Below are 15,175 nucleotides of genomic sequence, written 5' to 3'. Positions count from 1 at the left end.
ACCATCAACAAAAACTTCAAATCTTTACCTTTTTGCCTAATTGCCTTTTTCCTGGTTTGTAGCCTGAATGTTTCGGCACAAAAAAAGCATGAAATATTTCGTCAGGAAATTGATAAAATCATTACAGCTTCAAAAAGTGATGTTGGCGTCGCAATTATGAGTCTTGAAGATAAGGAGACTTTTTTGTTCAATGAAGGACATAAATATCCAATGCAAAGCGTGTATAAATTCCCGCTGGCAATGGCTGTTCTTGATCAGGTCGATAAGGGCAAATTATCTCTAAATCAGAAAATCCATGTTACCAAAAAGGATTTGCTTCCAAAAACATGGAGTCCATTAAGAGAAAAATATCCGAATGGGGAGGTCGATATTAAAGTTTCGGAATTGATTGGTTATGCTGTTGCAAACAGTGATAACAATGCTTGTGATCTATTATTCCGTTTGGTTGGCGGGCCTAAAAAAGTGGATCAGTACATTCATAGTTTGGGAATAAAAAGTATCGCGATTGCAACTACCGAAGAGGAGATGTCAAAAGCCTGGAATGTGCAGTTCAAGAACTGGTGCAAACCGAGAGCCATGCTGCGGTTGCTGGATCTTTTTTACAAGGGCAAAAATTTGTCAAAAGCCAGTACTAATTTTCTCATGAAAACCATGACGGAAACTACGACGGGTCCAAATAAAATCAAAGGTTTATTGCCTAAAAACACCAAAGTTGCGCACAAAACCGGTATGTCGGGTACGAACGAGCAGGGAATAACTGCCGCTTCCAATGATGTGGGTATTATTACTTTGCCAAACGGAGAACACGTGGCGGTCGTTATTTTTCTAGCGCACACAAAACTGGATGAAAAAAGCCGTGATGCAGTAATGGCTAAAATTTCAAAACAGGCCTACGATTATTTTCTTGCTAAAAAGTAGTGACTGCCCATTCTGTCATTCACTTATTCAATCACTCTATCATTAAACTGTGCGGATTAAAGTTGAAAATATAGGAAAGAAATTCGTGAAGGAATGGATCATTCGCCGGGCGAGTTTTGTGTTGGAACAAGGACAGATGTACACTTTTGTAGGGCCTAACGGAAGTGGAAAATCTACTTTGCTGCAATTGATTACGGGCATGACTCCGGCTACGGAAGGAACGATCATTTATAATCATCAAGGACAGGAAATTGAGGTGGAGCAATGGTATAAACATTTGGTGATAGCAGCGCCTTACCTCGAATTGATAGAAGAATTTACATTGCGTGAGCTTATTGATTTTCATAAGAAATTCAAGCCGCTGAAAAATAATATTTGCAGTCAGGATTTCGAAGATTTTATCCAGTTATCCCATGCAAGCGGAAAAGTGATTCGTCATTTTTCGTCTGGGATGAAACAAAGGGTAAAGCTGGGTCTGGCTTTTATGTCGGATGTCCCTATTATTTTTTTGGACGAACCTACAACAAATCTCGATGTGACCGGAATAAATTGGTATCTTGATAACGTCCGAAAATCGACTGAAAAACAACTTGTTCTGCTAGGCTCGAATGTTAAGCAGGAATATGAATTTTGTGAAAATATCATTAACGTTTCTGCGTTCAAATAGAATAAAACAGAAGTGCGGGCTATGACGAAAACTATACAATTTCTTCTGATTTTGGTTCTGGTTTTCCTGGAAACGATGACTTCCTCGTTCGGTGGCGGTATGTATTTTGTTCAGAATAAAGGACAGTGGGAGGCAGATATTTTATTTAGAACAGAGATTCCGGGCGGGTTTCTTTTTTTGAAAAATAAATCAATCGTGTATGTACTTTACGATGCCTCCAAAGTGTCGGATATGCACGGAAAAGCAATTTCGCAACCTTCGTCACCCAATGCAAAATTTTTACCGACAACTGCTCCTGTAATCAACGCGCATGGTGTTGAGGTAAAATTTGAAAATGCCGGTTCTGAAATCAAATTTAGCACGAAAAATCCCGTCAAGACTACTTTTAATTATTTTCTGGGAAACGATAAATCAAAATGGGCGGGTAATGCCGGAGCATTTGAAGAGGTGATTTATGAAAATGTTTACAAAGGAATTGACCTTCGTATTTATATTTATGATACCAAATTAAAATATGAGTTTATCGTTCATCCGCAGGCGGATGCTTCCCAGATCAAATTAAAATATGAAGGTGCAACTGATATTTCCGTTAATGAATCCGGACAAACACTTGTAAAAACTTCCGTTGGAGAATTTAAGGAGGCCCAGCCATATTCTTTTCAGACAATCAATAATAAATCGCAGGACGTAGCGTCGCGGATTGTTTTATCCGAAGGAAATCGCATTCAATTTTCCCTGCCAAAAGATTACAATCATGCTGCGATTTTAACCATAGACCCGGAACTGATCTTTTCAACATTTTCAGGATCGGTCGCGGACAACTGGGGACATACGGCAACGTATGATGCGCAAGGTAATTTATATTCTGGTGGAACTGTCTTTGGTACAGGATTTCCTGCTACCGTTGGTGCATTTCAGGTGAAGTTTTCTGCCATTGTGGATGTTGGTATTTTGAAATATACACCCGATGGAAGTCAGTTGATTTATGCCACTTATCTTGGTGGTAATGATACCGAAGTTCCTAATAGTTTGATTGTCAATAGTAAAAATCAATTATTTATTTTTGGAACTACCAGCTCTACAAATTTTCCAGTCGGTGCGACTGCTTATCAAAAAGTATTTGGTGGTGGCCAGTTTGCAGTACCTGTGGGGGGACTTGCCTTTATGAATGGCAGTGATATCTTTATTTCCGCACTCACAGCGGACGGAACGCAGCTTACCGCTTCCACCTATGTAGGAGGCAAGAATAATGATGGAATCAGCGCAACGGATAGTAGTATAAAGGTCAAAAATTATGGAGACAGTTTTCGCGGAGAAATTGAACTGGATGCCGATGATAATGTAATCGTAGTTTCTTCCACAAATTCGGATGATTTTCCAGTCATAAATGCAGATCAAACCAAACTTTCGGGTCGTCAGGATGGTGTTTTATTTAAGCTTTCTGCCAATTTGAATAGTTTACTGTGGAGCACTTATATCGGTGGAACTGGTTTTGACGCAGCCTTTTCTGCTAAACCTGCTAAAAACGGAGATGTTTTTGTAACAGGTTTAACACAAAGTGCAGATCTGAAAACGCAGTCAACTGGTTACCAGCCAAAATTAAGTGGTAAGGAGGATGCTTTTGTAGCTGTTTACAGCGATGGCCGGTTGAAAGGAATGACTTACATGGGAACAAATTTGGAAGATGGCGGATACCTTCTGGATTTTGACCCTAACGAAAATGTGTATGTTTATGGATTGACGTTTGGAAAATATCCGGTTAGTACCGGAATATACAGCAATGCGGGCAGCGGGCAGTTTGTTCACGCACTCGATTATTCCTTGTCCAAAACCATTTTTTCTACGGTTATTGGTTCGGGCCGCGGTGTACCCGATATTTCACCTACTGCTTTTCTGGTCAGTGAATGTGGGAATATATATCTGGCGGGATGGGGCGGAGATGTTAATCGGGCAACCAACTATAATGAGGCTAGTAGTACTTTGGGGATGGCCATCACCGAAAATGCCATACAGACGACAACAAACGGAAGTAATTTTTATATCGCAATTCTGGAACAAAATGCCAAATCATTATTGTATGCCACTTTTTTCGGAAGTCAGGATAGAACAGGCGTAGCGCATGGCGATCACGTGGATGGCGGGACAAGCAGGTTTGATAAAAACGGAATGATCTATCATGCAACCTGCGCCTGTGGCGGCAGTTTTTTTCCTACAACACCGCAGGCCTGGTCCAGAACAAATAAAAGTCCTAACTGTAATAATGCAGCTTTTAAGATTGATATCGATTTATTGAAAGCTGATTTTGATGTGTATCAGGGTGAAACTAAAAATGTACTGAAAGGTTGCGCGCCTCTGAAACTGGATCTTGTCAATACCAGTGAAGGTGGTGTTGAATATTTCTGGGATGTTAACGGAAACGGGATTTCCAGAGAAGAGGATGGTGGCTCGTATACCTTTACTGAGGCTGGGCAGTACAAAGTAACATTAACTGTGTATAACAAACTGAGCTGTAAAAGAATGGATGTAGCCCAGAAAATTATTACGGTTGAAAGCGTAAATGCAAAAATAACGGGTGATACGGTGACGTGCGAAAATAAAGCGATCTCTTTAATTGTCAGTGGAGGTACAAAATATGAGTGGTCACCAGCGACGGGGCTAGACAATCCTTCAAGTGCAACTCCGAAAGTGACTGTTGATAAAACAACGGAATATTCTGTAAAAGTAAGTTCTCAAAACGGATGTTCGGTTACTAAGAAAGTGACTGTGGTTGTAGAAGAAAACAAAGATTTTTCGGTGACGCAGGATGTTACGGCCTGTGCGGGAATGCCTGTTTCCTTAACCGCTTCTGGTGATGCTGCGCAATATCTTTGGTCGGGTGATTCAACTTTGACTGAAACAACAGGGAAGTCAGTTTCGGTAAGTCCATATCAGACAACGACATTTACAGTTCAGGGGATTTACGCAAATGGATGTAAGCCTAAACGGCAAATAACGGTGAATGTGGATCGTACGTACGTTCCTGTTTTTGAAATTGTAAGATCAGGCGGAGAATGTAACAAACCCGTGAAATATTCGATGATGAATAAAACGCCTAATGCTCAGCGCTTCGAATGGAATCTGGGCACAACCGATAATTTTAGCACAGCAAATGTTGAAGATTACAGTTACGAAACACCCGGAAAATATACTGTAACACTTACTTCCTACAATGCTTCTGGATGCTCACTTTCTACTTCAAAGGAAATAAGTGCTGAGGAACCGTTGATCTTATCCAATGTGATAACGCCAAATGGTGATGGAAAAAATGATATTTTCTATGTGCCGGTAACTGGATCTACGCTTGAAATTTATAACCGCTGGGGGAAAAGTATTTATATATCCGAAATTTATAAAAATGACTGGGGGAAGGGAATTGTAAACGGAAGGTATTTTTACGTAGTTGATACACCGGGCGGAAATCACTGTAAGGGCTGGTTGGAGGTTCTGGAATAGGTTGCTGAAATTGTTAGGGATTGAACAAAAAATGTTAATTTTATAATTGGTTAAATAATTTATAATCAACTGTTAAAGATGAAAAAGCTATTTATATTTTTATTGATACTGACGGGTTTTTCTGTTGCCAAGGCACAGACTGCTGCTCATTTTGGTAAGGAAATTAATGACAAAAAAGCAATTCAAGCTAGTGCTTTACCCGCTAAAATGGGGAACCAGGAAGAGATGGCTTCAAAGGTTACGGGTACGGTGGAGTCTGTCTGCCAGGTAAAGGGTTGCTGGATGAAAGTGAAAATGGATAATGGTGAAACGATGCGTGTTATGTTTAAGGACTACGCATTTTTCGTGCCAAAAGATATTGCCGGAAAAACGGTAGTTTTTGAAGGTGAAGCACAGATGAAAACGGTTCCGGTTGAACACTTGCAGCATTATGCGAAAGATGCAGGTAAAAGCGATGAAGAAATTGCAAAAATTACAGAACCGAAAAAGGAGTTGACGTTTATTGCAGATGGGGTTTTGGTGAAGTAATAGTTTGGTAAACAGAATCTGGCGGCAGTATAGCGGCTATGGCTAAAGTCGGATATTTCATGGCGACTTGCCCAAGACTAAGGCCTTGGCTTAATTTTTTGCTGCTTCAGGATTTTCTGACCGACACTAATCCAGGGTTTTAACCTTAGGATTTAAATCAGAAAATACGCTCCTGCCTCTATCAAAGCAAATTACTTCACCAAAAAAACAAATAACAAAATAATCCCAGTAAGAAACACCGAAATGAACACTTTGGTAACCATCCAACCGTGTCCGTTTCCATTTTTATGAAACCTAGATTCCTCTATTTCCTTTTCTTCGCTGTTATCGGCCATTTTGTATCGGCTCAGACCACCGCAGTCACCTGGTGGAATCCTGCAAATAATTCGTTTCCCGTTTTGGAAGGCCAGGCCTGGCCTAATGAAGTCAAGAATAAATATGATCGTTTGCCAGCACGTGCCGAGAAAGTTGTCCGGGAGCAGGTCTGGAATTTGGCAACCCAGACAGCGGGTGTGATGATCCGTTTTAGAGCAAATTCGGGTGAAATCAAAGTTCGCTATACAGTAGGAGGAAAACAGGCACTGCCACATATGCCTGCAACAGGTGTGAGTGGCGTAGATTTGTATGCAATTTCAAACGACGGTGACTGGCGCTGGTGTGCGGGGAAATATGCTTTTGGAGATACAATAACCTATAATTTTAAAAATATTGATCCGGTTGATCTGACTCATAGATTGGGAAGAGAATACCGCCTTTTTTTGCCACTATACAACAATGTAAAATGGCTTGAAATTGGCGTTCCGGAAGGAACTCGCTTTGAGCCCCTGCCTGTCAGGCCCGACAAACCAGTTGTGGTTTACGGGACTTCCATCGCGCAAGGTGCCTGTGCCTCTCGTCCGGGTATGGCATGGACAGCTATCCTGGGTCGAAAACTGGATGATCCATTAATTAATCTTGGCTTTTCAGGAAACGGAAGGATGGAGAAAGAGCTTATTGATCTGGTTTCTGAAATTGATGCGAAAATTTACATTCTGGATTGTCTCCCGAATCTTGTTGCAAGCGTCAATATTCCTGCCGATGAGATCAAGAAAAGACTTTTGGATGGTGTGCGTGTTTTGAGGGCAAAACGGCCAGAAACGCCCATTGTATTGGCAGAACATGACGGCTATACCGACGAAGCCCTTAATCCGGTCAGTCGTAAAAGTTATCAGGATGTAAATGTGATTTTAAAAGAGGCTTTTGCTCAGCTGAAAACGGAAGGTATTTCCAGTATTTATTTAATTCAAAAGGAAGATTTTCATCAGGATATTGAAACGATGGTGGACGGCACGCACCCTACGGATTTGGGAATGATGCGTTATGCAGAAGCTTATGAAAAACAAATCCGTGAAATTTTACATGAACCTAAGGGAACGGTTTCTACAACGATTCCCTGCACGCAGATGCGTGAACTTGCGAATTATGATTGGGAAAAAAGACATTTTGATATACTTAATTCAAACAAATCAGATCAGCCCAAAATTGTTGTGATTGGAAATTCCATTACACATTTCTGGGGTGGACTTCCAAAAGGACCGCGTGCGACTGGGGCAGAATCATGGGATAAGACGTTTGGTGCAAATGCCAGGAATATGGGATACGGCTGGGATCGGATTGAAAATGTTTTATGGCGGGTTTACCACGGCGAGCTGGACGGATTTATGGCCAAACAAATTTTTTTAAATATTGGTACGAATAATCTGCAAATGAACTCGGATGAGGAAATTTTGGCAGGCTGGCAAATGCTGATTGAGGCAATGAAATACCGTCAGCCAAATGCAAAGATATCCATGGTTGGAATTTATCCAAGAAGACAACAGGAAGATCGTGTAACTAAACTGAATGCCAGATTGAAAGAACTTACGAGATTAGCAAATGTAGATTACGTCGATCCCGGTTTGATATTAACTGGAAAGGATGGAAAAATTGATGAAACACTTTTTTCAGACGGACTTCATCCGAATGCAAAAGGATATTCAATTTTGGGAAAAGCATATGAACCATTCGTAAATAAATGATTCATACGGCAGTCTAAATAATGACGCCTATTCCAAAAAGAATAACAAAAAGCAATGTTGAAAGCGCCATTTGTTTAAGATATGGATCCAGTTCACTCGCCTTTTTTAATCTTGAAATAGCGAGACCATTTTTGATAAAGAGAGGAAAGCTAAACAAGAAAATGAGGCTGGTGTAACTTGAAAAATGCTGAACTGTATAAATCAAAACACAAAGCATTCCGATGCTTAAAATTGCCCAGTGGTAAATAATCGCTTTTTCTCTTCCAAGGCGGACAGGAATCGAATTTTTGCCAGTAGCTCTGTCGGATTCAATATCTCTGATATTGTTGATATTCAAAACGCCTACGGCAAAAAGTCCGCAGCTTGTGGCTGGTAAAAGTAAATCCCACTTCCAGACATGCGTATGCAAATAACTGCTGCCCAACACTCCGACCCAACCGAAAAATATTAAAACAGACAAATCACCAAGACCAACATATCCATAAGGCCGTTTTCCTGCCGTATAGGTAATAGCAGCAATTATACACGCAATGCCAATTCCTAAAAATACCCAGAAGGTATTGGCAGGAGCATTTTTCAACGCAATAAATAATAGTGAGATACCGGAAACCAAGGATAGCACGGCAAAGATAATAATTGCTCTCAGCATGGTAGAAGCCGGAATACTACCTGAATGAACCGCTCTGATTGGTCCTTCACGAAGTTCGGTATCTTTTCCGTTGACGGCATCGCCGTAATCATTGGCAAAGTTTGAAAGTATTTGTAAAAGTGTGGTTGTAAGAACACTTAACAAAGCAACGGGCCAGCTAAACTGACCCGTTGATGCTGCTAAAAAACAGCCCATTAATATACATGAAAGCGCCAGGGGCAATGTACGGGGCCGGGCTGCTTCTATCCAAAATTTCATTTTACTATAAGCTTAAAATCAGGCCTGGGCTTTTTGTTCAGCCCAGGCAATTATTTTCTCTGCGTCTTCAAGACCTGCACTAGCTACTTTGGAACTTAAATTTCCGTCATAACTCATTGCCAAATGTAAAGTGTCATAAGCGGCAAGAAATGAAGAAAGGATCTTTTTATCCAATCTGGCTAGTTCTTCCTTATACCATTCCACACTTTTCCGGCCTTTCTTTTTATCACCTAAAATGGCATCCAATGCTACAAGTACACCGGAATAAGCTGTGTGACCAGCTATTTTTACATATTTACGATCCTGATAATATCCATTTTCTTTTCTGGCTTTTTCACTCAGGATGTCTATTGCATTTTCGATGTGTCTTTGGGCTTCAAGTATTTCTTTCATTTAGTGTGTGTTTATATAAGCTTAAATTAAGTATTAACAAACATTTAATACGATATATTTAACTTATATTTTGTTGATTTTAAGCTAGTAGCTAAATGCCAATTGCTATTAGCTGCTTAGATACCAACAGCAGTCAAAAACTCTGCGTCAGTAGGTAATATTTTCGAAGCGAAAAAGTTTGTTAATTCTCCTTTTTCGTTGATCACATATTTGCAGAAATTCCAGGTAGGAACTTTATCGTTCCATCCGTTCAATTCTTTTGTGCTCAGCCATTTGTAAATTGGAGCCTGATCAGCGCCAAGTACTGAAACTTTTTCAAACATCGGGAAAGAAACACCGTATGTTTTTGAGCAAAAAGTAGCAATTTCTTCGCTTGTACCTGGTTCCTGGCCACCAAAATTGTTAGCAGGGAAACCTAATACAACAACTTTATCGCCGTGATCTTTGTTGAATTTTTCCCAGTCAGCATACTGTTTCGTGTATCCGCATTTTGAAGCAACGTTCAGGATAACAACTTTTTTACCTTTGTATTTGCTCAAATCAATGGTTTTCTCGCCAACAAGAGATTTTACTTTAAAGTCGTACAAAGTTTGTTTTGCAACCATAGTTTCCGCCGGTTTTACAGCAGTTTCGCTTTTATCGGCGAAGATGCCGGTGAACAACGTTGTGATCATAATAAGTACTGATTTTAATAAGGCCATAACAAATCAATTTGGTTAAGTTGGAATAAAAAAAGTTTAGAAAAAATGTTGTTTTGACAGTGCTTGTTTTCACTATAAAATTAACGTAAAAAAATACTTTTACATTCTTTCAGGTACATTTATTCCTAACAACCCCAAACCTTTATGAATTGTTTCTGAAACCACCTTCGATAAAGCAATACGGAATTTTACTGCTACCGGATCGCTGTCCGCAAAAATGGAGACTTCGGCATAAAACTGGTTGTAAACTTTGGCTAGTTCATACATATAAAAAGACACAACCGAAGGCGCGAATTCGTTACCCGCAGCCAGAACACGTAACGGAAATTGAGATAAAGTGTAAATCAGTTCACGTTCAACCTGGTGTAATTCATAATTTGCCGGTGGCGTTTGAATTTCAATTCCGGATTGTTCCGCCTTTCTCATAATGGAACGCATTCGGGTATATGTATACTGAATGAATGGACCTGTATGTCCCTGGAAATCAATGGATTCTTCCGGGTTGAAAAGCATTCTTTTTTTAGGGTCAACTTTCAAAAGATAATATTTTAATGCACCCAGTGCCAGCGTATGATACAAAGCAGTAGCCTCTTCGCTGTCAAAATCATCAATTTTTCCTAATTCCTGTGTGCGTTTTGCAGCCGTTTCAATCATCTGGTTTACAAGATCATCAGCATCTACAACAGTGCCTTCGCGTGATTTCATTTTACCGGACGGCAAATCCACCATACCGTAACTGATATGGTAACAACCGTCTGCGTACGGACGGCCTAATCTTTTCAGAATGGCAAACAAAACATTAAAATGATAATCCTGCTCATTTCCAACAACCCACAGATAACGGTCATTATGGAAATCAGCGAATTTTAATTCCGTAGTACCAATATCCTGAGTGATATAAACGGAAGTTCCGTCACCGCGCAAAACCAGTTTTTCATCAAGTCCTTCCCCGGTAAGATCAATCCAGACCGAATTATCTGATTTTTTGAAGAAAACACCTTTTTGTAATCCTTCTTCAATAATATCTTTCCCTAAAACATAAGTATTTGACTCATAATATGTTTTATCAAAACTTACGCCAATTTGATTGTATGTCTGGTTGAAACCATCATAAACCCAATTGTTCATTTTTTTCCAAAGCGCAACCGTTTCTTCATCACCTTGTTCCCATAATAAAAGCAATTTCTGCGCTTCCAGAATCCACGGTGCTTTTTTTGCAGCTTCTTCTGCAGTCATGCCGCTTTCCACCAGCTCACCAATTTGTTTTTTATATTCTTTGTCAAAAAGAACGTAATACTTTCCTGCCAAATGATCACCTTTTAAGCCGGACGATTCCGGCGTTTCTCCATTGGCCAGTTCGCGGTACGCAAGCATGGATTTGCAGATATGGATTCCACGATCATTTACCAGACAGGTTTTTACAACATCATATCCGCAGGCTTTCAAAATTCTTGAAAGTGAATCCCCAAGAAAATCATTGCGCAAATGCCCTAAATGCAAAGGTTTATTAGTATTCGGAGACGAAAATTCGATCATTACAGACTGTCCGTTCGCCGGAGAATCTCCATAATTGGGATCTGATAAAATTTCAGCAAATAATTTCAGCCAGGTTTCATCATTTAAGCTTATATTCAAAAATCCCTGAACAACATTACAGCTATCTACAATTGTAGAATTTGCTTCAAGATCAGCAGCAATCAGCTGCCCGATTTCGGCAGGGGCGCGGCGTGTGGCTTTTGTTAAAGCAAAGGTTACAAAGGTATAAAATCCATCAAATTCCTTTTTCGTAGGTTGTAAAAGGATATCCTCGACCAGGATATCGAAATTTTTCCGGATCGCTTTTTGAATGTCTGCTTTAAGTATGGCTTCAATCGTCATGAATATTGTTTTTATAGTATTTATGATTGTTTATAAAATCGGCATAACAATCATCTAAGTTTTTATTTGAATAAAAATATTTATATATTAATGATATATTATTCGTTTTGATGCAAAATTAGGGTAAATATTGAACAGACTTACACCCCTGACCAAGAACTTATGAAGAACCGTTTACTATTTGTGATTCAAAGTTGTCTGATCATTCAATTTTGGCTGACTGCACCTTCCAGGGTTTGGGCACAATTAGAACAATCTGATCGTCTTGAGATACCTGCAAGCTCCTCCCGTTCTGAGGTTTTTGAAGTTTTTACTTTGGGGAACGGAGGGCTCATTTCTCTCGTTCGCGGAGATGATTTTATCGGAAACCGTAACGAAACATGGGAATTTACCAAATACGATATTTCACTGAATCCTGTTTGGAAAATAAATTACAAACTAGATAACCGTTACACTCCTGTCATGGCTCATCAGGGACAAGATCATGGTTACTGGCTTTTTGCACAGCCTGATACAGATCATTTCCTTTTTATCCAAATGAATTTTTTGGATGGAGCCATTGAAACGTTCAAGGGCGATCTTCTCTCAGGGATTGATGTTCACCAGTTTAAAGTAATTGGAAGCAAAGCAGTTATAGCCGGATATCACCGTTCCCGTCCTGTGGTTGTAGTGCATTCTTTCTTTGACCATACTTCCAAAGTTTTACCGGGATTGTATGAAAAAAATACAGAGCTTAACAATGTTGATATTAACGAGCAGGATGGAATCATCAATGTGATCACGTATGCATATCGTAAAAAAAACTGTGTTTTCGAAATAAAAACATATTCTTATGAGGGTAGACTTTTAAAGAAAACTTCGTTAAGCGATCCGAAAAACAGTTTTATTTCGGGGCAAATCGTTCCTTTGAATCCGGATGATTCTTATTTGATCGGGAATTATTCCGTGGGCTGTACACCTTATTCTCAAGGACTATACATTACGCATATTACGCATAATGAACCGGATACACCGGAGTTTATCGAGTTTTCGGAGCTTCAGAACTTTTTCAATTTTATGAAACCAAAACGCCGCCAGCGGGTGATGGAACGTATTGGCAAACGCAAAAGTCTGGGGAAGGAAAATCGTTTCCGTTACCGCTTGCTGGTACATGAGTTAATCCAGACGGAAGATGAAATCGTACTGGTAGCCGAAGTGTATTATCCCAATCAGCGGGCGGGATCGCCGATCATAACAAATGGAATTAACAGGCCTTATTCGGGCAGGAGTATCGAAGGCTATCGTTATACACATGCTATCGTATGCGGATTCGACCGGAATGGGAAATTCAAATGGGATAATTGCATACCTATTAAAGACCTGAACAGTTTCGAGTTACAGGAAATGGTTCAGCTGACGCCTGTCAACGACTATTTTGTTTTGGCTTATCCACAAGAAGGTACTATCCATACCGAAGTTATCAACAGAGGTAAGGTGGTTGTGGAAAATGAAAAATTCGATATAGCAGCCAAATCGCAGTCTGATAAAGTGCTCACGAACGAAAATGCATATCTGGCGCCGTGGTATGGGCAGTATTTTTTGGCCTACGGTATGCAGCGTGTCGGACCGTCAACTGTCGGACTGGGACGTGAAGTTTTCTACATCAATAAATTGACATACAAAACCGAAGGAATTCAAAAAGCTGAAAACCGTGAAAGCAATGATGTACCTAGATAATTATTAATGGTTAAGGGTTAATTGTTAATGGGGTTGCGCAGGCGTCGACGAGATTATGAAATATTGTTCTATTGGAAAGAATTATAATTTTTTTAATAAGGTATTAATATTAATCTGGAAGATCCGGATCCAAGTAATCGGCAATGAGCGAATCATTAACAATTAACCCTTAACAATTAACCATTATTAATCTACCATCCAGATGTGATCAGCTTCAAAACCTTGTTCTTTCCATTCAACCTGCACGCGCTGGCTTTCAAGTGTGCTGACTTTCATACCAACGTAGTCCGGTTCTATTGGTAATTCACGGTTGTAGCGGCGATCGATCAGTACCATAAGTTCAACCATTTTTGGTCTTCCAAACGCTGTCATAGCATCCAATGCTGCACGAACCATCCGTCCGCTGGCCAAAACATCGTCAATGAGAATAACACGTTTACCTTCTATCAAAAAAGGAACATTTGTTTTGTTGGGAAGAAGAGGGGAGTCCCGGCGGCGAAAATCATCCCGGTAAAAAGTAGCATCAAGATGACCGAGCGGAATATTTTTTCCCGTCCTTTCCCGTAATTCAGCAACAACACGTTCTGCAAAGAAAATTCCTCTTGGCTGTAGGCCCATGATAACGGAATTATCGAAATCCTGATGATTTTCAATAAGTTCCTGACACAACCGGCTGGTCATGATCTCTAACAGAGGGCTGCTTAAAATAAGTCGTTTGATGGACATCTTGTAATTTTACTGAATTAAAGCCTAAATTAAGCTCACATTTATGAAATGTAAAACTTTTCGTGGCAATTTGTACAAATAGCCTACAAAGAATCATATAATATTATGCTTTCATTAACTGAAATAAAAAGTCGTAGAATAAGTTATTTTCTTTCTTAGCGCTTATTCATTTAATTTTGAAGCATTAATTTATCATTTCAGGAAAATCTGGAAATAAGTAATAAAAATAACGATCTGCCACATTCATTTTTATCTTTTCGCAGATCATAATAATTTAATAAAAACACGAATGAAATACCTGATCGCAGGACTTGGGAATATTGGTCCTGAATATGCATTTACGCGACACAACATAGGTTTCATGGTGCTTGACAGACTGGCTGCACAAAATGATTTCAAGTTTACTTTTGAGAAACTGGCATTTATAGCGGAATGGAAACATAAAGGGAGGCAGTTTTATTTTATTAAACCGACCACTTTTATGAATTTGAGCGGCAAAGCAATCCGTTATTATATGGATCAGTTCAAAATACCCAAGGAAAATTTGCTGGTTATTGTTGATGAGCTTCAATTACCTTTTGGAACATTACGCATTAAACCAAAAGGAAGCCATGGCGGACATAACGGTTTGCGAAACATTGAGGAAATTTTGGGCACTTCTGAATATCCAAGATTGCGATTTGGTATTGGAAATAATTTTCCCAGAGGAAGGCAAGTAGATTATGTGTTAAAAGCATTTTCCAAAGAAGAAATGGATGAATTACCAATTTTCCTGGATACTGCCGGTGATATGGTTATTTCGTTTTGTACTTTGGGTATACAATATGCGATGAATAATTATAATCAATGATTGCACTTTTTTAAGATATATAAATATTTTAAGAATGTAATTTATTTGGTTTTTTTATTTTAGTTGGAATAATATTCTATTTATTGTTTCATAAAGTGCTAAAAATGATGAAGTAGACTTTTTTTTTAATCGTTTATTCCAAACATTATTTTGTTTTGTTGTTTTAATAGAATTTGTAATATCAAAATTTATTGTGATATTTGTATATCGATTAATGAGGTTAAGAGTTGAACAAATCAATGAAGTTGCATACTAATAATCCTAAGTAACGACTTTGTTTTGGAATTATGTAAGCTGGTTTTAAAAGTTTTGAAGCCGCTTAATAAAATTTGAATCATAATT

12 protein-coding genes are annotated in these 15,175 nt (G+C 39.2%); 7 read left to right on the top strand and 5 right to left on the bottom strand.

Annotation, left to right across the window (positions count from 1 at the left end; genetic code table 11):
• The first annotated feature begins 3 nt into the window (after nt 1–3).
• The 5 genes from bla to FZF08_RS17245 all read left to right on the top strand — a co-directional run bounded on the left by bla (nt 4) and on the right by FZF08_RS17245 (nt 7,662).
• Entirely contained in the window at nt 4–918 is a 915-nt protein-coding gene (gene bla, locus FZF08_RS17265) for a class A beta-lactamase, subclass A2 (RefSeq protein ID WP_409012663.1), read from the top strand.
• A gap of 49 nt (nt 919–967) precedes the next feature.
• Complete coding sequence (locus FZF08_RS17260) at nt 968–1,585, top strand: ABC transporter ATP-binding protein (RefSeq protein WP_159470977.1); 618 nt, start codon at nt 968–970, stop codon at nt 1,583–1,585.
• A gap of 21 nt (nt 1,586–1,606) precedes the next feature.
• Complete coding sequence (locus FZF08_RS17255; protein ID WP_159470975.1) at nt 1,607–5,077, top strand: gliding motility-associated C-terminal domain-containing protein; 3,471 nt, start codon at nt 1,607–1,609, stop codon at nt 5,075–5,077.
• Nucleotides 5,078–5,155: 78 nt separating this feature from the next.
• Entirely contained in the window at nt 5,156–5,605 is a 450-nt protein-coding gene (locus FZF08_RS17250) for a DUF4920 domain-containing protein (protein ID WP_159470973.1), read from the top strand.
• A 287-nt stretch (nt 5,606–5,892) separates the two neighbouring features.
• Nucleotides 5,893–7,662 (top strand): SGNH/GDSL hydrolase family protein, encoded by a 1,770-nt coding sequence (locus tag FZF08_RS17245; RefSeq protein WP_159470971.1) that lies wholly within the window; start codon nt 5,893–5,895, stop codon nt 7,660–7,662.
• A gap of 13 nt (nt 7,663–7,675) precedes the next feature.
• Here the strand turns inward: FZF08_RS17245 and FZF08_RS17240 are convergent, their stop codons facing one another.
• The 4 genes from FZF08_RS17240 to argS form a co-directional block, all read right to left on the bottom strand.
• Complete coding sequence (locus tag FZF08_RS17240; RefSeq protein ID WP_159470969.1) at nt 7,676–8,569, bottom strand: 1,4-dihydroxy-2-naphthoate polyprenyltransferase; 894 nt, start codon at nt 8,567–8,569, stop codon at nt 7,676–7,678.
• 18 nt (nt 8,570–8,587) lie between these two features.
• Nucleotides 8,588–8,962, bottom strand: coding sequence for a DUF5618 family protein (locus FZF08_RS17235; protein ID WP_159470967.1), 375 nt, complete (start codon nt 8,960–8,962; stop codon nt 8,588–8,590).
• A 116-nt stretch (nt 8,963–9,078) separates the two neighbouring features.
• A complete protein-coding gene (locus FZF08_RS17230; RefSeq protein WP_159470965.1) occupies nt 9,079–9,663 on the bottom strand; it encodes a glutathione peroxidase in 585 nt (194 codons plus the stop codon).
• A 99-nt stretch (nt 9,664–9,762) separates the two neighbouring features.
• Entirely contained in the window at nt 9,763–11,541 is a 1,779-nt protein-coding gene (gene argS / locus FZF08_RS17225; RefSeq protein ID WP_159470963.1) for an arginine--tRNA ligase, read from the bottom strand.
• A 162-nt stretch (nt 11,542–11,703) separates the two neighbouring features.
• Here argS and FZF08_RS17220 point away from each other — a divergent pair, with 162 nt between their 5' ends.
• Nucleotides 11,704–13,257, top strand: coding sequence for a hypothetical protein (locus tag FZF08_RS17220; protein ID WP_229216577.1), 1,554 nt, complete (start codon nt 11,704–11,706; stop codon nt 13,255–13,257).
• A gap of 186 nt (nt 13,258–13,443) precedes the next feature.
• Here the strand turns inward: FZF08_RS17220 and pyrR are convergent, their stop codons facing one another.
• Complete coding sequence (gene pyrR / locus FZF08_RS17215; protein ID WP_159470960.1) at nt 13,444–13,983, bottom strand: bifunctional pyr operon transcriptional regulator/uracil phosphoribosyltransferase PyrR; 540 nt, start codon at nt 13,981–13,983, stop codon at nt 13,444–13,446.
• A 289-nt stretch (nt 13,984–14,272) separates the two neighbouring features.
• On the opposite strand from pyrR, the gene pth reads away from it, so the two are divergent.
• Nucleotides 14,273–14,833 carry an aminoacyl-tRNA hydrolase gene (gene pth / locus FZF08_RS17210; RefSeq protein WP_159470958.1) on the top strand — a complete coding sequence of 187 codons (561 nt, stop codon included), beginning with the start codon at nt 14,273–14,275 and terminating at the stop codon, nt 14,831–14,833.
• Nucleotides 14,834–15,175: the final 342 nt, after the last annotated feature.

It is taken from the genome of Dyadobacter sp. 3J3, assembly GCF_009801115.1.
Classification (GTDB): Bacteria; Bacteroidota; Bacteroidia; order Cytophagales; family Spirosomataceae; genus Dyadobacter.
Note: the sequence above shows the minus strand (reverse complement) of the source record. Positions and strands in the feature narration are given on the sequence as shown.